Raw genomic sequence first — 18,763 nt, forward strand, 5'->3', positions numbered from 1 at the left:
ATCCCAACAAAAACCTAAACGACTGTTTGCAAACTCAACCTAAGGATTCGGAACTGCTGGTGTTGTGGGTGCCGGTGAGGGCGTGACGGCTTCGGGGGTAGGAGGGGGGGCCTCCTCTCGAGAGGGACGGCGTTCAGGCACGGGTAGGTGGAAAAAGATCGCAGCCATGACGGCTACGCTAGCGGCGCCAATACCCAAGGGCATGAGTTGTTTGCGCAAGGGCACAGCAGGGGCGATCGCCCGCCGAGGGAGGGAATGGAATGTTGGTCTTAAGGTAGGCAGTGTCTGGCTATCACTACAGAGTTGATCCAGAGCCTCCACCAGATCGGCCAGTTGCAGCCAAGTGAGCTGCACTTCTAGGGGGTCAGGGGATGGCTCTACATTCTCTTGGGGAGACGTTTGCAGCAACTTGCGCGGAATGTGGAGGGACACTTGATTAAAGCCCTGAATGTTGACCTGAATCGGGTACTGGGGCGATCGCCGCAACTTGACACCACTCAACCAGGTTTGGGCAGCGGCTGGCACGCTATTGAGCAAGGCCACAAGGAATTCTTTGCCCCCCTTGAGCCGCTGATTCTGGCCAACAATTTCCCACTCACAGAGAGTGACAATATCCAACTGTTCTGCGCCCGCTTGACCGCTGAGCCCTTCAATTCGCAGTGTGCAGTTGGGCAATGAATACTGGCGTTGCAGCAGCATTAACTCACTTCCCCGTCAAATAAACTCAACCAAAGGCGTTCCATCCCCTTTGTGCCTGCGCAGAGCAGAAGTTGTGCCAAAAGCTTTAGACCCAACTCATTGAGGGCTTGGTTATTTTTGTAGAGAAACAGACCCGATCGCTGGAGGTTCATGCGTTTGCGGAAGTGACGGCGGAAGCGATCTAAATATTCCGCCAAGGGGGCATAGGTTTCCGGGGGCAAATTTTGCGCCTGCAACTGATCCAACACCAACAGTAAATGCCGCAGGATTGCCGTCTGCCGCCGCGCCACTTGCACAACTACGGCGGTGAGGGCCTTGGTTTCCGCCAAGGGTAAGGGGGTACGCTGGGTAATTTGGCGAAAGGGATTGGTACAGCGAATTTGCCAAAATACAACCCGATTGGGGATCATCACTTGCAGTTGCAGATCCCGCAGCACTTGAAACATCAACTCAGGGGCATTCAAATCAACGCACTCTAGGGCAAGCAACAATAAGTCTAATTGCCAACGGGCCCGCCGAGGACACACACTCACCCCTTGGGGGTCGGGCAGGGCCGCCAACATCGGGGGTAGTAGCTCCACCTCAGGGGATTCGATTGTTTCTGGCATTGAGTTTGCCGTTTCCATACTCTCTAGAGTGCTCACTATACAGCAATGATGACAGGACGCATGGTGAAGTAGGTCTAAATGATCTTACCCGTTTCACCGATGACGACTGCCGCCTCGTCCTTAATGTTGCTCACGAGGCTGATTCTTCGAAAAATCAGGCTAGACTTGAGGGGAACCAGATGATTGTGAGGTTGCAATGAGTCAAGAAATTCCTCCCCCAGAAGCCTATGTGGTGCTTGGACTGGCTCATTGTTTTGTGCAAGTAGAGGGAAAACTCCAGCCCGTAGAGATTATTGAGCCAATTCCCTCAGCGGCCTTGGAAGCCTTGCTCCATGGCTTGCCCACTTCTTACAGTGAAGCCCATGCCCTCACCTATGGTACTGCCCAAGACCCGCAGCAGGTGCGACAGCAGTTTCCCGCCAATGCCCATCTGTGTGATGACTATGGCGATCGCTTGGCAGCGGCCGCCCGCACCTACATTGCCCGTCCCCAAAGTACCCGTCATATTCCCCTTGGCGAAACCTACCGCAACTTTAATACTTCCACAGAACGCAAACGGGTGCTCAACTCCGAGCGCATCGTGACCGCTGCCGACAATGTCAAACAACACGCCTATACCCACCAAGTGCTTTAACCTAATTCTTGGATTCATTAGAGGGAAATGACCATGGTCAGTGAAGTACAGCCGGCGGACTCAACCTCCCTTGATCCTGCTCCTGAAAATTGGATTGAGACGATTGAAACTGTCATTTCCGGTCTTCACCAAGGGGACGCTCCCCGCGTTGGCCAAACGGACAGTGGCAAAATTTGGATGTTTCGCTACGGCAGTGCGGATATTTTCGTACAGTTGAGTGGCCACACGGAGGAGGACTTTCTCACGATTTGGTCACCGGTGCTGCCCTTGCCTGTAACCGATGAATTTGGACTGTATCGTAAGCTGCTGACGTTGAACTGGCTGACTACCCTGGAAGCGCATTTTGCCATTGCCGAGGAACAAGTACAGGTGGTGGCTACCCGTACCCTAGGCGGCATTACTGCGGGTGAAATTGCTCGCTTAATTACGATTGTGGCCACCCTCGCCGATGAGTATGATGACGCCCTTAGGGCTGAGTTTAAGGGCTAATGAGGGCTTTCATATCCCGCACTGCTTGTACCATGCCCACCAAAACAGCGCGGCTGATGATGGTGTGGCCAATATTTAACTCTTCAATTCCCTCAAGGCGAGCGATCGCCCCGACATTGGTGTAGGTCAATCCATGGCCCGCATTCACCCGCAGGCCTAGGGATTTTGCCTGTTGGACACCGTGGGCTAAAATCGCTAGTTCCTGCTGTTGCGCCGCTTCCCCCTTGGCCTCGGCGTAGCGGCCGGTATGCAGCTCGACGAATTGAGCGGTGGTTTTGGCTGCTGCCTGCAGTTGAGCTGGATCGGCATCAATAAACAGGCTCACGGGAATTCCTGCTCCTTGCAGGGTTTGCACCACTTGGGTCAAGGGTTCCTGCTGACTCACCACATCTAGACCCCCTTCGGTGGTGACTTCTTCGCGCCGCTCAGGCACCAATGTCACGTAGTCGGGGCGAATCTCCAGGGCGATCGCCACCATTTCGGGGGTGGCAGCCATCTCTAGGTTCAAATGGGTGCGTACCGTCTGCCGCAGGAGGCGCACATCCCGTTCTTGAATATGGCGCCGATCTTCGCGCAGATGGACAGTAATGCCATCAGCGCCCCCCAGCTCTGCCAAAACGGCTGCCGCTAGTGGGTCTGGTTCAACGGTGCGCCGGGCTTGGCGAATCGTTGCCACATGATCAATATTCACCCCTAGGGTTGCCACTGAATCGCTCCTTCGCTGGCATAGAAGCTCAACTTTTCGGATAATACACCAACGGCATCCCCGATCGCGGGCACCCCAGCCGCCGCTAGCGTCCCAACTTATTGGGAACTCCCTCGCAGCCACCGGGAATCGTTTCGCGGGAACGGCTGCCACTCCAAGCACAGCAATAGTAGCGTTGTTCTTCGGAGAGGTTCTTGACATTGGTAAAGTTGGCATCCTCGATCACTGCACCGGTTTGTGCCCCCGTGCGAAAGTTGGGGGGATTCAAGCGATCGCGGGGACTGGCCTGCTCAACCGTACCGTAAAATAGGCGCACACGACTGAGATCGGCATTCGTGAAATCCGCCCCCTGTAAAATCGCCCCCGCGAGATTGGCTCGTGTCAGATTACAGTTGCGAAAGAGTGTGCCCGTTAGATTGGCATCACTCAATTCGGTCCAGCGCAAGTCGGTACCACTCAGATCAGCACCCGCTAGCATACTGCCAAGATTAATCACCCGCACACCGTACTCAATGTCTTCCTCGTAGCCACCCAACCCATCAAAAATCGCCCGTCCCAGCCGGCGATCGCGCTTCAGCGGCGATAGTAACTTTGCGCCTGACAAAAAGCGAATAATCTTGGCCTTGCCTTCGGCATCTAGTCCCGCCAGGATGGCAGCAGTGCGTCCTTCGGCGATCGCCCGCTCCGGCGGCCAATCCTCCAATAGGCCCTCATCGTCAAGGATGAGGTCGGCAATCCCTTGGAAATAACTGTCAATCGTTTGCTGTTGGGTAATGCGGTTCTGTTGAATTGTCAAATCCCGAGAGATGATGTACTGTCGCCAAGCCACATAGGCCGCTAAGAGGGCCACCAAAATTTGCCCCAAGGCACCGAAGCCTTCAGCCAATGCCCCTACTGCATCCCAATTTGTACCTTGAAACCGTGCCCGAATCCAGTCCATCGCCCCAGTCATGGCAATGAGTGCCACCACTGTTAAACTCAGACCCAATGCGGCCAAAATGAACTGCCGTTGCTGTTCCGTCAAATCCTCTGTAAACCAGTGGTAGGTCGAAGTCCAGACCAAGGGGAAACTGAGTCCCCCCAGCACTAGAGCAGCCACCACACCCACCCCATCCCAATCCAGTCCCCAAGCCACCAAAACAGTGACCATGGCGATTGGCATCAATACCGAACGCAGCGACTGCCAACCCGTGCGCCAACGATGGCGAGCTGCCAACACTTTACTGAGACGCAAAGCAGCCGCTGTTTGGTTTTCACGGAGCGTCATTTTATCTTCGCCCATCAAGATTTGTCCTTAAAGGAATCAACCCAATCAAATCATACAGACCCTTTCCCCAGGACAAAATATGCTTCAACAGTGGGAAACTGAGGATTAGAGAAAGGGTAGCCTGTCGATGGTTTGGCAAAGGTCTGTGGGAGAATTTTTCCTTTGTGACATGGCGTTCCCCCTTTCTCTCCTGAGAGAAGGTTGTACAATAATTCATAAAGTTTTCAGAAAACATTTTGGGAGGTTATGGGTATGGATTGGCGTGTCCTGATTGTCCTGTTACCTGTGCTACTGGCTGCGGGCTGGGCAGTTCGCAATATTCTGCCCTATGCAGTGAAGCAAGTTCAAAAGCTCCTGCAAAAAGCAAAAGCAGCCTAGGACTCGCATTTGCGACGGTTGTTGGGCAAGTTCTCCCCAAAACAGCGGCAGGCGTCCTTCCCCTGGTTTTACTTTGGGGAGACTTTTTTATAATGGGAAGTGTATTGTTAATTTTTGTAAATTAGTTTTCAGGTTACTGCCATGCCTTCCCTCGAACAGCTTGCCCAGCAACTGGAGAGTCCCAATTCCCGCGATCGCCTGCTGGCGCTAGCGGCACTACGGGATGTCCCTTCTGCAGATGCCGTACCCCTGATTAAAAAAGTCCTTTGGGACGAAAATCTCCAAATTCGCTCAATGGCTGTCTTTGCCCTTGGCGTCAAATCCACACCGGAGTGCTTTGAAATTCTGGTGCAGTTGCTTGAGAGTGAGCCTGACTATGGCATTCGTGCCGATGCGGCGGGGGCCTTGGGCTATCTCGAAGATGGGCGGGCCTTTGAACCCCTAGTGCGCGCCTTTTATGAGGACACCGATTGGTTAGTGCGCTTTAGTGCAGCTGTGGCCCTGGGCAATCTCAAGGATCCGCGGGCAGTAGATGTGTTGCGATCGGCGCTGAAAAGCCAGGAAGTGGTGATGCTTCAAGGAGCGATCGCCGCCCTAGGGGAAATTGGCGACCCCAGTGTTGTGGAAGATATTTTGCCCTTTGTCACCGCCGAGGATTGGTTGCTACGGCAACGGCTCGCTGAAGCTCTGGGCAACCTGCCTAGCCCAAAGACCCAAGCTGCTTTGGAATACCTCGCCAAAGACGAGCATCCCCATGTGGCATTAGCAGCTCAGATTTCTTTGCAACGCTTGCAGGAGCGGCTTTCCTCTGAAGTTCAGGGCACCGGCAATTGAGATCGCAAACTTTTTGGCTACTGCGGCTTCTGCCGCAACTCTCTAAACTGGAAAGAAAGGCGCGGCATCCGCAGTAACCTATCTCTATGTCTATCCGCATTAAATTTCTTCCTTACCTCGTGGCAGTGCTGATCGGGGTGATTGGTGCGATTATTCTTTCCCAACGGCACTTTACACTGTGGTGGGAGCCAGACCTACTGACGCAACCGCCACCCATTGTGGAGGCAGAATCAGAAACCACTGCTGTTGAACCCTTACCGACTCCCCAGGTGCCAGCCAACCCGCAACCGAATGGTCTGCGCGTCAGTAATCAGACGGCCTTTCCGGTGCGCGTGGTCTTGCTCGCTGCCCGCGATCGCGCCCATCCCAACACCGGCGCAGTTCATTGGGATTTTGCGCCTATGGAAGGTAACGTTAAGGGATTACTGTTAACCCTGCCCGAAGGTAAGCTCACCCTCCAGTCGGGGGATATTGTCTTGGCCTTTACCCTCGATGGTTCTAAACGCTATTGGGGCCCCTATGTGATTGGTGAAAATGCGGAGCTAGCGCGCGATCGCCAGAGCCAAGAGTGGCAGTTGGTCCTCCGCCCCTAGGTCAGCGGCGGGAAGCTCAGGCCACTGAGCCTATCTTAGTGGCTAGCTTTGGCCGGGGCTTTAGCAGCGGCATCAGCAGTATCGTGATGGTGGTTATTGGAAGTAGGACGGGGTTGAATCACACCATAGCCGCCATGATTACGTTCATAGACCACGTTGATTTCTCCCGTATCGCGATTGCGGAAGACATAGAAGTCGTGATCCACCATTTCTAGGTGCTCAAGGGCTTCTTGGATTGTCATCGGCGGCATGGCAAAGTATTTCATCCGCACCACTTGTTCGGGCAGTTGTGGTGTGCGATCGCCCACTAAATCGGTCACCACTTCGGGTTCAACAACACTATTGGTGTCCTTAGCACGGGACTTGTCCTGCCGTTTTTCTTTGAGTTTGCGAAGTTTGCGGGCAATTTTGTCCGCAACGAGATCAATACTGGCGTAGAGGTTCTCACTGCTTTCTTCGGCGCGAATCACTGAGCCATTAACAAATAGGGTCACTTCCGCGGTTTGTTTGGGGGCTGTGCTGCGGTTACGAGCCACGGAAAGATGCACATCAACTTCGTTAATCACATTCTGGAAATGACTGGTGGCTCGCTCAATTTTTTGGTTCACATAGCTGCGAATGCCATCCGTAATGTCAATGTTTTTACCGTGAATCACTAGCCTCATAGGGTTGCCTCCCCTGAGCAAAACAGGCTGATCTACTTCCACCCTAACATCTTCGTATCGGGGATTACAGGGCATCCTGAGGCTCTTCACCTTTATTCGTGTTCTGTGATAATTCTTATCATCTAGCTCTTGACAATTTGGCACCCCTATGAAAAATGCCCTCGGTTGGCATTGTGCCTTGGGAACCATCCCCTACCGCGATGCTTGGCGCTGGCAACAGCAACTGGTGGCTGAGCGCCGTCAAAATCCTGCAGCCCCAGATGTTCTCCTCACCCTTGAGCATCCCGCCATCTACACCCTTGGCCAGGGGGCAACCACCACCCACATTCACTTTGATCCCGTGGCTACGGGCATTGAGGTATTGCGTATTGAGCGGGGAGGGGATGTCACCTACCACTGCCCCGGCCAATTGGTGGCCTACCCGATTTTGAATTTACGCCGCCACTGCTGCGATTTGCATTGGTATCTCCACCAGTTGGAGGAAGTTGTAATTCAAACCCTAGGACACTATGGCATTAAAGGGGAGCGCGTTGCTGGCCTGACGGGTGTTTGGGTAGAGGGATACAAGGTGGCCGCCATTGGGATCAAGGTGACCCGTTGGATTAGCTTCCACGGCATTGCCCTCAATGTGGTGAACGATCTAAAGGGGTTTGGTCGCATTGTCCCCTGTGGCATTGGCGATCGCCCGGTGGGCAACCTGCGGCAATTTTGTGCCGACATTCAACTGGAGGATGTCCGGCAGCAGTTTGTTGCTGCCTTCAGCCGTGTTTTTGGGCTCGAATTTGCCCCCAAAGCCCTTGCTGATCTCCTAATCCCCCTCTCTGGTTGACAAGGTTTAATCTTTATTTCAGGAATCGACTGTTATGAATTGGCAACTTTCAGGGCACAATTTAAGTCTAAGTAGATTAGGATACAGGTCAACTCCGTCTCCTTTGCTAGGCTAACCCTATACAAACCTCAGCTTTATAGTACGAGTCGTCATCTTCATCTCGATAAATCTTTTATCTACATTCTTCCTTGCCAAATAGTGTTTAGAACCTGTGCTGCTATGATGAACTCCGCTTCTAAAACGCCATCCCCTACCCCCACCGTTAGCACCGACATGGTGCGCACCTACCTCCAGGAAATTGGGCGCGTGCCGCTGCTGACCCATGAGCAGGAAATTATTCTGGGTAAACAGGTGCAGCAAATGATGGCACTGCGGGAAAAACGCGATGCCTTGACCAAAGAACTCGGACGCGAAGCCACTTTTGAAGAATGGGCGGCGGCCTGTAATCTGACGCCTACGGAATTGCGCCATATCCTCAAGCGCGGCGAACGCGCCAAGCAAAAAATGATTGAAGCCAACCTACGGCTGGTGGTTTCGGTGGCCAAGAAGTATCAAAAACGTAATCTTGAATTGTTGGACTTGGTGCAAGAGGGTACCCTGGGTCTTGAGCGCGGGGTGGAAAAGTTTGATCCCACGCGGGGCTACAAGTTCTCGACCTATGCCTACTGGTGGATTCGTCAGGCAATTACACGGGCGATCGCCCAACAGGCGCGGACAATTCGGCTGCCCATCCATATCACTGAGAAGCTCAACAAGATCAAACGCACCCAACGGGAACTGGCGCAAAAACTGGGACGGAGTGCGACGCCTGCGGAGGTGGCCGAGGCTCTAGAACTCGAACCCGAGCAAATTCGGGAATACCTGACCCTCGCTCGCCAACCCGTTTCCCTTGATCTACGTGTGGGGGACAATCAGGACACTGAACTTGGTGAACTGCTCGAGGATGACAGTCTTTCGCCAGAGCAGTTTACCACGGTGGAGTCCCTGCGGGATGATGTCAACCTGTGGCTGGCGGAACTCACCCCCCAACAACGGCAAGTCCTCACCCTGCGCTACGGGTTGGGGGATGGCCAAGAACGGTCTCTTGCCAAGGTGGGTGAGCAACTCAACCTCAGCCGTGAACGGGTGCGGCAACTGGAGCGGCAAGCCCTTGATCACCTGCGGCGGCGGCGCCAGCAAATGTATGAATACTTGGCCAGCTAAGGCGTGGATTGAGGCACTTGACCTGCAACCCCATCCGGAGGGGGGCTATTTCCGCGAGGTTTATCGCTCAGCAGAGAGCATTCCCAGAGCGGTTTTGCCCTCACGCTTTCAGGGGGGCGATCGCGCCTACTGTACGAGCATCTATTTCTTGCTCCCCTCCACGGCCTGCTCGCGACTACACCGCATTGCCAGTGATGAACTGTGGCACTTTTACACAGGCAGTAGCCTAACGATCCATGTAATTCTACCCACGGGTGAGTACCAGCTCCTACGGTTGGGGATCAATTTGGATCAGGGGGAGCAATTGCAACAGGTGGTACCGGCGGGGGCATGGTTTGGAGCAACGGTGGAGATGCCAGATAGTTTTAGCCTTGTGGGCTGTACGGTGGCACCGGGATTTGACTTTCGTGATTTTGAATTGGGCGATCGCCAGCAGTTGCAGCAGCAGTTTCCCCAACACCAGAGATTAATTGAACGCTTGACGCTCTAAACATTAAACATTTTTAAACATTAAACATTAAAGAGGGTTTGCAAACGCTGACGAATCCACTGCAAGGGGGGCAGGCTTTTGATGTCTTGGGAGTTCACTAGGCCAAGTTCTTGAAGCACCTGCTGTCGTGCCGCCAGTTCATGGGCAATTTCCTCTGCCAATTGGGGGTGAGCTTGCAGCAGTCGCTGTACGGCTGAGCGCGGGACAACGAATAATGAAGTTGCTTCTAGTGCCCGCACGGTGGCGGATCGCGGCATTCCCGTGAGCACTGAAATTTCCCCAAAGAAACTCCCCCCATAGAGGGTGGCTAGGATTTGATCCAACTGCTCAGAGTACACTTCCACTGATCCCTCAAGGACAATGTAAAAGGCATCTCCCGGGCTCCCCTCGCGACAAATCGCTTCCCCCTTACCATAAAACTGATGAGTACCCAACTCAATCAGCACTTGCAACTGGGCATTGGAACAGTGGGAAAAATAACTGATATTGCGCAGCATATCCGCCAAGGAGAGTTTAGCCTTAGTGGTTTTGCCAACAGTGGGTTCAGCAGCCGTCGGGGGCTCGGAGTCCCTTGCCCCTGCATGCTGGTAATACTGGGTCAAAGAACGCAGTTCCCCCAAATCTCGCAACCGTAGATCCAACTGGGGAAAGGGAACCTCAATATGCCGCTGCCGTAGCTCCTGCTCAATGAGGAAATTGAGAGCACTTTTAATGGGTTCAGAATCTTGGGGGCGGTTAATCCAGACCAGCAATTCAAAGAGATAGGCACTCTCTCCAAAGCCGCGAAACCAAACGCTAGGGGGTGGGGTTAGTAGGACGCGCGGATCCTGACGGGCAGCACTCAGGAGCGCTTCGGTGACCAGAACCGTATCACTGCCGTAGGCGACACTTACGGGGATATGGATGCGGCTATCGGGGCTACCGTAACTCCAGTTGACGACGTTCTTTTCAATAAAGCGGTTGTTGGGGACAATGACGTACTGGCTGTCGTTGGTGCGGATAATCGTAGCCCGAATAGAGATTTTCTCAACGGTACCCAACAGACCATCTACTTCGATAAAGTCACCCACTTTAATGGGGCGCTCCAGTAGAAGCGCTAGGCCACTAATGAAGTTACTGGCGAGGGTTTGTAACCCAAAGCCAAAACCAATCCCCAAAACCCCCGCCAACACTGTGAGGGAACTGAGATCAATGCCTGCTGTTTGCAGGACAACAATAAAACCAATAAAACTGAGGCTATAGCTGAGAACACGGGTAATGGTTTCTTGACTGCCCCGATCCACCCGCAACTGCGCGAGAATTCGGTCTTTGAGCCATTCACTGACCCAGCGGGAGGTAAAAATCACCAGAACAGAAAGAAAGACAATTAAAAAGAGAAAGTTCAGTGTGATTTTTGTTCGCCCCAACTCTATAAGGGGGGTATTAAAGACGACCCCGACTCGCTGCAGGAGGAACTGAATTGCATGTTCAATGCGCCCCTGCCAAGGGGCTAAACTTTCAACCGATTGCAGCACCCAAGACAAAATTAATGCCCAAAGTAAAACCCGCAACGTCAGGCGCAATAGACTGACCACTAGTGAAAACCAAGGTTGGGAGTGTTGACTAACTTGCCTATGGAGCCGCTGTTGCAGTTGATCAATGCCCTTGAGCAGTAGCCAGTCGGTGACAACGGCGATCGCCACAAGGGCAACGATTTGCCCCGCCTCAATCAATGCCACCCGCAGACGTTGGAGGGGTGCGAGTTGGGCAATGAGCAGACTGGCAGGCACTGCCGCTAAAAATAGATTCAAGTACTTCATCATGGGGTTAAAGACTGGGCACGGGCGGCTTTAATGACTGCCACCACATCAGCATGTTTCCCATCCAGTGCCCACACCAGAGCGGTCCAAGAATTTTGATCCTTGGCGTTGAGATCTGCACCGGCAGCAATCAGTTGTTTAACGGTAGCCGTTTGTCCCTTCGCTGCTGCGGCCATTAAGGGGGTCAGACCAAAGACGGTTTGAGCATTGACATTGGCACCGGCTGCTAGGAGTTTCTCAACAATGGCGGTATGTCCTCCACCGGCTGCAGCCATCAATGGTGTCCAACCCTCACTGTCCCCTTGGTTGACCTCTGCCCCTGCGGCAATCAACGCCTCTACAATTTCTGTGTGACCCAGTTCTGCCGCTAGTGCCAAGGCCTCCGCTGGGATTTCAGTACCGCGGGCGATCGCTTCCTGAATAGCGGCCAAGTCTCCTTGCTCAATGGCGGTTTCAATGGCTGTCATTCGCTGCATCATTGCCTGTAGCCTGCCTCTAATAAGGAAAAGATAATCTATCTGAGTTAAAATGAGGTCTGCATTGAGTTCAGGATCGCATGCCATGGATATTATCACGCTCGGTTGGGTGGGTGTTCTCAGTGTCTTTACGCTCTCGATCGCCTTTGTGGTCTGGGGTCGCCACGGCATGTAACCCATAGGGCTGGGGGTATGACCACTTCATTGGCGGATCTTTTGGTTCTGGTGGCTCTGCTGCTGCTGATTGTCGTGACTGGCGGCATTGGCTATCTGACCTTTGCGGAGTGGCGCGATCGCCGGCGTCTGCAAGCGGAGCAAAAAGCACAACGACGGGGGCGCAAGCGTTAATGGTTGCTCCTCTACAGATTTTGGGCGATCGCCTCCGCAGTGCTCTGCAAGCTGCCCTGCCCCTAGATACCTATCCCCAGCCCCTGTTAGTACCAGCCAGTCAAGCCAAGTTTGGCGACTATCAATCCAATGTTTGCCTCAGCCTCGCCAAGCAACTGGGCAAAGCGCCCCGTGAGCTCGCCCAAGAGGTGGTGGCCCATCTTAAGGTTGAGGATGTCTGTCAAGCCGTTGAGATTGCGGGGGCTGGCTTCCTGAACTTTCGCCTGAAACCAGCGTTTTTGGCCTCTACTCTGCAAGCTGCTCTCGGGAGCGATCGTTTGGGCATTCCAGCAGCAGGAGAGCCAAAACGGGTGGTGGTTGATTTTTCCAGCCCCAACATTGCCAAGGAAATGCACGTGGGTCATCTGCGCTCCACAATCATTGGGGACTGTATTGCCCGCATTCTTGAATTTCAGGGACACAATGTCCTGCGACTCAACCATGTGGGGGACTGGGGTACCCAATTTGGCATGCTGATTGCCTACTTGGATGAGGTTTATCCTGACGCCCTGACTACCGCCAATGCCCTTGACTTGGGGGACTTAGTAACATTTTACAAAAAGGCCAAGCAACGCTTTGACAGCGATCCTGAGTTTCAACAGAAAGCACGGGCAAAGGTGGTCGCACTTCAGCAAGGGGAAGAGCAGAGTCGCCGTGCTTGGCAGCTCCTGTGTGAGCAATCCCGCCGCGAGTTTCAAAAGATCTACGATCTGCTGGATATTCAACTCACAGAGCGAGGGGAGTCCTTCTACAATCCCTTTTTACCGGCGGTGATTGAGGACTTGGCTGCTTGCGGCCTCCTGGTGGAAGATCAGGGGGCAAAGGTGGTCTTCCTCGAGGGCTTCACCAATAAAGAGGGGCAACCCCAACCCTTGATTATTCAAAAGTCCGATGGGGGCTACAACTACGCAACCACGGATTTAGCTGCCCTCCGCTATCGCATTGACAAAGACCAAGCGGATTGGATTATTTACGTCACTGATGTTGGGCAGTCCACCCACTTTGCCCAGGTATTTCAGGTGGCGCAGCGCGCCGGTTGGGTGCCGCCCCATGTAAGGTTAACCCATGTCCCCTTTGGTTTGGTGCTGGGGGAGGATGGCAAACGCTTGAAAACCCGCTCAGGGGAAACAATTCGCCTCATCGATTTACTGACGGAGGCGATCGCCCGCAGTCGAGCGGATTTAGAGCAGCGTCTTGCTGCCGAAGGTCGCACCGAGTCCCCTGAATTCATTGATACCGTGGCACGGGCGATCGGCATCGGTGCTGTCAAGTATGCCGATCTCAGTCAAAACCGCAACAGCAACTACGTCTTTAGCTACGACAAGATGCTCTCTTTACAAGGCAACACTGCGCCCTACCTCCTCTATGCCTATGTGCGTGTCCAAGGCCTAACACGGCGCGGCGACATTGATTGGTCTACCCTCTCACCAGATACCCCCCTATTTCTAGAGGATGAGACCGAGCAAAACCTTGCCAAGCACCTTGTGCAACTCGAGGAAACCCTTGACTTTGTTAGCACGGAGCTATTGCCCAACCGCCTCTGCCAATACCTCTTTGAACTAAGCCAGCTTTTCAATCAGTTCTACGATCGCTGCCCCATCCTCGCGGCTACTGAGCCAACGAAGCAATCCCGTCTAACTCTGGCCTATCTCACTGCTCAAACGCTGAAACTAGGGCTATCCCTCCTGGGGATTCCAGTTTTGGATCGGATTTAGGGCCTACTGGTTATACTGGGGCACAACACGACTCACGCCATTTCCGGGAAGGAATTTTCTAAAGGATGGGCGGCCTCTTCTCTAGTCTGTTGCTGGCGGTTATCGTCCTGCTGAGTTGGCCCCATCTCTACCTCATCCAGTTTTATTTTTGGCTATTTCGCCGCCAGTTGCCCAACAGCCTAGGACTGGGTGGCTTGTTCATCATGCTGGTGATCGCAGGGGGTACGGGTCTTGGCTTCCTAGTTAGTCTCGCCCTTGGGTTGGTTCTATTGCCGTGGCTTTGGCCAGAGGTAAATCAGAGAGGGCAATGGTTCACTGTGGCTGCGATCTACTTTGTCAATTCCCTAATTTGGTTTGAATTGGGCTATCGCTGGGGTCAGTGGCAAGCAAAGCGTTCCCAGGGTTGAGGGCGTTTTTTTGATGCGAAAAGGGCTGTAATATACATGGGTGGTTTGTGCGGTTGCGGCAGCGCAATGATTAAAAATGACATTTGGATTCGGGCCATGGCTGCCCAAGGCATGATTCAGCCCTTTGAGCCAACATTAGTGCGGCGGGTGGCTGAGCAGCCCGTGATTAGTTTTGGTCTTTCTTCCTACGGTTACGATATTCGCCTCAGCCCCAAGGAGTTTCGTATCTTTCGCCATGTGCCGGGGACAGTGGTGGATCCAAAGAATTTTAACCCTGCCAATTTAGAATTTGCCCCCCTCCATGAGGATGCCAATGGCATGTTTTTTATTTTGCCTGCCCATTCCTACGGCCTTGGGGTTGCCCTAGAACGGCTACAGGTACCCGAAAATGTTACGGTTCTGTGTATTGGTAAAAGTTCCTATGCACGGGCGGGGATTATCGCCAACTTGACACCGGCAGAAGCAGGCTGGCGAGGCCATCTGACCTTGGAATTCTCGAATTCCTCCAGTGCCGACTGCCGTATCTATGCCAATGAGGGAGTTGTGCAGTTGCTCTTTTTTGAGGGTGAACCCTGTGATGTGAGTTATGAAACACGGCGGGGCAAATACCAAGATCAGCCGGAGGCTGTTACTTTGGCGCGGGTTTGAGTGAGTTGCTGCAACAGTCGTTGGGGTCCATGGTGTCCCCACTGATACCCCTGCTGAAGATAGGGGTCGAGCCGGCGGCGAATCTGTTGGTAACCCCAGAGGATCACTCCCCCCTGTAGAACAACATTGGTATTTACTCCCCAGAGTTCAGTGCCGAAGGTTAAGCCTGGCCAACTGGCGAGATAAATCGCCGCATACCAGAGCAAGACAAACTGACTTAGACTCCCAAACGCCGGCAGGGGAAAAGGCACGCCGTAGGCTTGGCACGCGTTGCGGATATAAGCAAGGGTACTGATCATGGCCAGCACCACATCGAAAAATCCCCCCGGCAGCAGCAGACTAGCCACCATCTGTGTGGTTAACCAAGACCATGCCGACGTGTCTTGAGGGCCAAGAGCTGCCCCGAGGCTCTGTTCAACTTGACTGGCTTGGTGGAGAATTCGTAGAGCACGGGCTTGAGGAGCCTCCCGTTGTAGCCACTGTTGCAGCAGCTGTCGCAGTTCTGGAATTCCCTGACCCGTTGTGCTGCTCACGGCAATACCTTCAGCCATGGGTGGGTAGAGATCCGCCTTGGCGAGAATGAGCTTGTGGGGAATCCTAAGGGTGCGCAGGCGATCGCGGGCTTGGCATTCGACGGGGGTGAAGCTGTCTTGGGTCACAAAAAGGACAAGATCGGCAGTTTCCACTGCTGCCCACGTCATGGCTGCCCGTTCGCTCCCCGCCACTTCATCCAGCCCGGGAGTATCTGTGAGATCAACGATTTGATCTTGACAGTGCCAGCGAACGGTGCGCGGCCATTGGGTGGTGCCATGAATAGCGCCCACGGGAAAAATGGCTTCGCCATAGAGGGCATTCAAAAGCGCAGACTTGCCCCGGCCCACTTGGCCAAGGACAACAATGTGCCATGCCTTCTGGTGCAGCCGATCGCGCAACCCATAGAGAGTCTGCCAGTGGGTGGCCAGATGCGGGTGATGCACCTGATGCCAGGCGAGGAGTTCCTCTAGACATTTGGCCGTTGCGTCTAGGCTGGGGAGGCTACTCACGGCGAAAGAGCGACCAATTGGAGGCCACCACTAAACCCACAGCAGCAATTAAGAGGACAGGTAAGGGAATCAGCCACTGCCGTAGGTACAATACGACTTCGCTGAGCAGAAACAAAATAATAAAGCTGGCGATCGCAATCTCCATAGGCTAGGGACGGCGGGTGGAGTCTTCTAAAAAGAAGGCTTTTTCGCCATTGGGCAATGTGGCATCCCGGAATGTTTTCACCTGTGCCAAGCGATCGCGCCCCCCTAGAATCGCATCTACCAAGTGTGCCCCCACAAGAATTGCTCCATCCAAGCGCGTGATGAGAACACTGGCGCCCGTGAGTTTGGCATTTGTGAGATTGGCTTTCGTTAAATCAGCATTGTTAAGGATAGCGCCACTTAGGTCAGCACCCATCAGGTTGGCACCGCGCAGATTGGCAGCGTTGAGGTTAGCTCCCCGCAGATCGGCTCCCTGGAGATTCCATCCCCGCAAATGGGCATAGCTCAGATCGCACTTGGGGCAGCTACCCGTGCGCCGCAGTTGTTCTAAATCAGCGGGATTGGTAGCCCAAGCCGGAGCAACTAAAAGGAGCAATAAAAAGACCAAAGCACCCTTAGCGGCCATTACAACTTCCCAAGAGCATCTAATCTATAGGTTACAAGTCAGATAGACTTCACAATACTTCTCTACAGTCTTCTTGCCCACTTATTTTACAGGATGAAGCAAGAGAGCACTAGTTACTGGTGCAACCCTCCTCACTAGCTTTCCAACTATATCTACCCACACCCCGGCATCGTCCGGCCCGCGGTGGGTGAGCGTATCCGCTATGCGGCGGGCGGTATCGCCAAGTGACTCGCCGATTGGGGCGGGCGCCCAAAATCCACTCAGGCCGCACATGACCTCGCCCTCTTCAAACCCGCCTGTGCCGCCAACGGCGAGCCCACCGGAGCACCCTGCTAGGCACCAACGAGAGCGGCCACAGTGATGCTGCCACCATGTAGCGCTTCGCCGTCCAAGCTAACTGCCGTATGGCCGCGACGCCAACGTAATCAGCGTTCATCGCGAAACCGGCTGCCGTAAAGAATGCAATACGCTCAAATAAGAGAGCCACGCCCTTGCGCTGCCTATCCGGCAACCCAGGTTTCACCAGCAACGAGGCAAGAAACCGCAGTGACCCTGGTGGCTCGGACTCACGCAAACGGTCGGTTCTGTTGACCGCCTCCTGGTTATAGACGGCCGTAACGATCTCCGCATGAGCCACGGGGTGATCCAGTGCCAACATACACCAAGCGACGATGTCTTCGCCGCGACGAATGCCAACCGGGAATCCACCTTTTTCTAGCAGCCACTTACGCTTTGCGCAGGCCGTAATGGAATTGACAAGCGCAAGCCCCCGTGCATAGCGAGAAAAAATCATCCACCAGCCCAACCCAGCCATCTGCATAACTGGATCGTGGCCTCACATAGATTTGATCGCGATATATCAGGTGAGCCGTGCTGTACAGCCCCGCCTGGGGATATTGTTGTATTAAGCGTGCCAGCGTCTCGATGTGATTCGGCATCCACCAATCGTCAGCATCCAAAAAAGCGACATGCTCACACGCAGCTTCTTCAACTCCTCGATTGCGTGCCACACTGACACCATCATTGGCCTGCTGAATCAACCGCACCCCGCGATCGAGGTAGCGGCGAACAACCTCGGGTCCGTCATCGGTCGAGCCGTCATCGACCACGATGATCTCGGCTGGCGGCACCGTTTGAGCCAGCACGCTATCCAGCGTTTTGGCAATATGCGGACCTTTGTTGTAGAGCGGGATAACGACAGAGATCATAATGGCGACGCTCAGAACCTGGTAAACGACGTCAGCCTATTTCGCAGCCTTCTAAGAGCGTGATAACCCTGACTGCCACTTCGCAAATGCAATACAGAAATTCCTGCAATCACGCTAGCGCGCATCCAACTGCGCAAGGCACTGGATTCGTAGCGGCAAGATGAGGTCAATCGTACCCAATTCCATGCCGAAGAACGATCGCCCCCCGCCAACCTGCGAAATATCCAGTAAATGTCAGACAGCAATATCTCCCGCGCTTCCCCGGAATAGTGGGCGAGCAGCCGCTCGAAGACAGGTACAAAAAGATCTGTCTTACCTTGCTCACAGTCCATCACCTGGACTAAGTTGGCGACTTCCTCCTCCCCAAGATCAGGTAGCAAAGCTTGCCAGTGCCGAATGCGTACCGCCTTAGACGTTTCTTTTTGTTCTTTTTTCTTCCGAGACGAAACCTGCCCCGCGTGAATCCGGTAACGCAAAACAATCTCCGGTACGTTCACGAAGCGATAGCCTGCAGCCCAGGCCCGTTGCCAAAGGTCATAGTCCTCAGCGTAAGGAAATTCAGGCTGGTACCGTAACTGAGCAAAGGCTTCGCGCCGACCTATCACCGTCGGATGCGCAACGGGCACCGCGAACAGCAAGTGTACTTCACACGCCTCATGGGTCGCAGGATAACGCCACACAGTGCGCCAGCCGCCGAAACACTCCACCGACCCGCCGCAAAAGTCCGCGTGAGTTGCCTCCAGATGCTTCACCTGCAAAGCCAGGCGCTGGGGCAAAGCAACGTCGTCGGCATCCATGCGAGCAATCCATTGCCCGCGGGCAAGCCCGATGCCTTCATTGAGCGTTGCCACCAGCCCGCGGTTTTCGCGGCTGACCAGCCGAATGCGAGAATCCCTTGCCGCATACCGTTTGAGGATGTCCAACGTCCCGTCGGTCGAGCCGTCGTCGATGATGATGAACTCGAAATCCTGGAATGATTGCCTCAGGATGGACTCGATCGCCTCCGCAACATAGCGTTCGGCGTTGAATACAGGCATCAGCACCGAAACGAGCGGTGAGGTTTTCACGGTCATGA

25 protein-coding genes are annotated in these 18,763 nt (G+C 54.0%); 13 read left to right on the forward strand and 12 right to left on the reverse strand.

All coding sequences use genetic code 11. The features are described 5' to 3' along the window. Positions 1-39: 39 nt before the first annotated feature. Together Q0W94_RS09620 and Q0W94_RS09625 are read right to left on the reverse strand one after the other, a co-directional pair. Positions 40-699 carry a DUF4335 domain-containing protein gene (locus Q0W94_RS09620; RefSeq protein WP_297758364.1) on the reverse strand — a complete coding sequence of 220 codons (660 nt, stop codon included), beginning with the start codon at positions 697-699 and terminating at the stop codon, positions 40-42. Further along, positions 699-1,307, reverse strand: coding sequence for a DUF3038 domain-containing protein (locus Q0W94_RS09625; protein WP_297758367.1), 609 nt, complete (start codon positions 1,305-1,307; stop codon positions 699-701). The genes Q0W94_RS09620 and Q0W94_RS09625 overlap by 1 nt, the downstream gene beginning before the upstream one ends. A 196-nt stretch (positions 1,308-1,503) precedes the next feature. Here Q0W94_RS09625 and Q0W94_RS09630 point away from each other — a divergent pair, with 196 nt between their 5' ends. Both Q0W94_RS09630 and Q0W94_RS09635 read left to right on the forward strand, forming a co-directional pair. Beyond that, entirely contained in the window at positions 1,504-1,941 is a 438-nt protein-coding gene (locus tag Q0W94_RS09630; RefSeq protein ID WP_297758370.1) for a hypothetical protein, read from the forward strand. 33 nt (positions 1,942-1,974) lie between these two features. Next, positions 1,975-2,430 (forward strand): YbjN domain-containing protein, encoded by a 456-nt coding sequence (locus tag Q0W94_RS09635; protein WP_297758372.1) that lies wholly within the window; start codon positions 1,975-1,977, stop codon positions 2,428-2,430. Here the strand turns inward: Q0W94_RS09635 and Q0W94_RS09640 are convergent. Next, positions 2,420-3,136, reverse strand: a complete 717-nt coding sequence (locus Q0W94_RS09640) for a pyridoxine 5'-phosphate synthase (RefSeq protein ID WP_297758374.1) — start codon at positions 3,134-3,136, stop codon at positions 2,420-2,422. The two genes, Q0W94_RS09635 and Q0W94_RS09640, sit on opposite strands and share 11 nt — an antisense overlap. Before the next feature lie 85 nt (positions 3,137-3,221). After that, entirely contained in the window at positions 3,222-4,418 is a 1,197-nt protein-coding gene (locus Q0W94_RS09645) for a pentapeptide repeat-containing protein (RefSeq protein WP_297758377.1), read from the reverse strand. A gap of 231 nt (positions 4,419-4,649) precedes the next feature. On the opposite strand from Q0W94_RS09645, the gene Q0W94_RS09650 reads away from it, so the two are divergent. The 3 genes from Q0W94_RS09650 to Q0W94_RS09660 all read left to right on the forward strand — a co-directional run bounded on the left by Q0W94_RS09650 (position 4,650) and on the right by Q0W94_RS09660 (position 6,208). Then, a complete protein-coding gene (locus Q0W94_RS09650) occupies positions 4,650-4,781 on the forward strand; it encodes a photosystem II protein Y (protein ID WP_181496330.1) in 132 nt (43 codons plus the stop codon). Between the two features lie 141 nt (positions 4,782-4,922). Beyond that, on the forward strand, positions 4,923-5,615 hold the full coding sequence (locus Q0W94_RS09655; protein WP_297758383.1) for a HEAT repeat domain-containing protein: 693 nt from the start codon (positions 4,923-4,925) through the stop codon (positions 5,613-5,615). Between the two features lie 86 nt (positions 5,616-5,701). Further along, complete coding sequence (locus Q0W94_RS09660; RefSeq protein WP_297758386.1) at positions 5,702-6,208, forward strand: hypothetical protein; 507 nt, start codon at positions 5,702-5,704, stop codon at positions 6,206-6,208. Positions 6,209-6,243: 35 nt separating this feature from the next. Here Q0W94_RS09660 and hpf read toward each other — a convergent pair whose 3' ends face one another. Next, entirely contained in the window at positions 6,244-6,873 is a 630-nt protein-coding gene (gene hpf, locus Q0W94_RS09665; RefSeq protein ID WP_297758389.1) for a ribosome hibernation-promoting factor, HPF/YfiA family, read from the reverse strand. A 148-nt stretch (positions 6,874-7,021) separates the two neighbouring features. Between hpf and lipB the strand changes: the two genes are divergently transcribed. The 3 genes from lipB to Q0W94_RS09680 all read left to right on the forward strand — a co-directional run bounded on the left by lipB (position 7,022) and on the right by Q0W94_RS09680 (position 9,395). Continuing rightward, positions 7,022-7,702 carry a lipoyl(octanoyl) transferase LipB gene (lipB, locus tag Q0W94_RS09670; protein ID WP_297758393.1) on the forward strand — a complete coding sequence of 227 codons (681 nt, stop codon included), beginning with the start codon at positions 7,022-7,024 and terminating at the stop codon, positions 7,700-7,702. Positions 7,703-7,921: 219 nt separating this feature from the next. Beyond that, on the forward strand, positions 7,922-8,905 hold the full coding sequence (locus tag Q0W94_RS09675) for an RNA polymerase sigma factor, RpoD/SigA family (RefSeq protein ID WP_315863065.1): 984 nt from the start codon (positions 7,922-7,924) through the stop codon (positions 8,903-8,905). Beyond that, positions 8,886-9,395: a cupin domain-containing protein gene (locus tag Q0W94_RS09680; RefSeq protein WP_297758395.1), complete on the forward strand. Its 510-nt coding sequence runs from the start codon at positions 8,886-8,888 to the stop codon at positions 9,393-9,395. The genes Q0W94_RS09675 and Q0W94_RS09680 overlap by 20 nt, the downstream gene beginning before the upstream one ends. A gap of 20 nt (positions 9,396-9,415) precedes the next feature. On the opposite strand, the gene Q0W94_RS09685 is transcribed toward Q0W94_RS09680, so the two are convergent. After that, entirely contained in the window at positions 9,416-11,197 is a 1,782-nt protein-coding gene (locus Q0W94_RS09685) for a mechanosensitive ion channel domain-containing protein (RefSeq protein ID WP_297758399.1), read from the reverse strand. Beyond that, positions 11,194-11,661: an ankyrin repeat domain-containing protein gene (locus tag Q0W94_RS09690; RefSeq protein WP_297758402.1), complete on the reverse strand. Its 468-nt coding sequence runs from the start codon at positions 11,659-11,661 to the stop codon at positions 11,194-11,196. Before Q0W94_RS09690 ends, Q0W94_RS09685 begins: the two co-directional genes overlap by 4 nt. 94 nt (positions 11,662-11,755) lie before the next feature. Between Q0W94_RS09690 and petN the strand changes: the two genes are divergently transcribed. The 5 genes from petN (at position 11,756) to dcd (ending at position 14,827) form a co-directional block, all read left to right on the forward strand. Further along, positions 11,756-11,845 carry a cytochrome b6-f complex subunit PetN gene (gene petN / locus Q0W94_RS09695; protein WP_011056671.1) on the forward strand — a complete coding sequence of 30 codons (90 nt, stop codon included), beginning with the start codon at positions 11,756-11,758 and terminating at the stop codon, positions 11,843-11,845. A gap of 17 nt (positions 11,846-11,862) precedes the next feature. Continuing rightward, positions 11,863-12,018: a hypothetical protein gene (locus Q0W94_RS09700; protein WP_297758406.1), complete on the forward strand. Its 156-nt coding sequence runs from the start codon at positions 11,863-11,865 to the stop codon at positions 12,016-12,018. Further along, positions 12,018-13,772 (forward strand): arginine--tRNA ligase, encoded by a 1,755-nt coding sequence (argS, locus tag Q0W94_RS09705; RefSeq protein ID WP_297758409.1) that lies wholly within the window; start codon positions 12,018-12,020, stop codon positions 13,770-13,772. Before Q0W94_RS09700 ends, argS begins: the two co-directional genes overlap by 1 nt. A 65-nt stretch (positions 13,773-13,837) precedes the next feature. Continuing rightward, positions 13,838-14,179, forward strand: a complete 342-nt coding sequence (locus Q0W94_RS09710) for a hypothetical protein (protein WP_297758412.1) — start codon at positions 13,838-13,840, stop codon at positions 14,177-14,179. A gap of 66 nt (positions 14,180-14,245) precedes the next feature. Continuing rightward, on the forward strand, positions 14,246-14,827 hold the full coding sequence (dcd, locus tag Q0W94_RS09715) for a dCTP deaminase (protein WP_011056667.1): 582 nt from the start codon (positions 14,246-14,248) through the stop codon (positions 14,825-14,827). Here dcd and Q0W94_RS09720 read toward each other — a convergent pair. From Q0W94_RS09720 to Q0W94_RS09740, 5 genes are all read right to left on the reverse strand, one after another. Further along, positions 14,794-15,870 (reverse strand): Era-like GTP-binding protein, encoded by a 1,077-nt coding sequence (locus Q0W94_RS09720; RefSeq protein WP_297758417.1) that lies wholly within the window; start codon positions 15,868-15,870, stop codon positions 14,794-14,796. The two genes, dcd and Q0W94_RS09720, sit on opposite strands and share 34 nt — an antisense overlap. After that, positions 15,863-16,015, reverse strand: coding sequence for a hypothetical protein (locus Q0W94_RS09725; protein ID WP_297758420.1), 153 nt, complete (start codon positions 16,013-16,015; stop codon positions 15,863-15,865). Before Q0W94_RS09725 ends, Q0W94_RS09720 begins: the two co-directional genes overlap by 8 nt. A 3-nt stretch (positions 16,016-16,018) precedes the next feature. After that, positions 16,019-16,480 carry a pentapeptide repeat-containing protein gene (locus Q0W94_RS09730; protein WP_297758423.1) on the reverse strand — a complete coding sequence of 154 codons (462 nt, stop codon included), beginning with the start codon at positions 16,478-16,480 and terminating at the stop codon, positions 16,019-16,021. A gap of 725 nt (positions 16,481-17,205) precedes the next feature. Next, entirely contained in the window at positions 17,206-17,688 is a 483-nt protein-coding gene (locus tag Q0W94_RS09735; protein ID WP_297758426.1) for a glycosyltransferase family A protein, read from the reverse strand. A gap of 11 nt (positions 17,689-17,699) precedes the next feature. Continuing rightward, the gene (locus Q0W94_RS09740; protein WP_297758429.1) at positions 17,700-18,761 is read right to left on the reverse strand and encodes a glycosyltransferase; all 1,062 of its coding nucleotides are present in this window, start codon (positions 18,759-18,761) and stop codon (positions 17,700-17,702) included. Between the last annotated feature and the right edge of the window lie 2 nt (positions 18,762-18,763).

This window comes from Thermosynechococcus sp., assembly GCF_025999095.1.
GTDB lineage: Bacteria > Cyanobacteriota > Cyanobacteriia > Thermosynechococcales > Thermosynechococcaceae > Thermosynechococcus.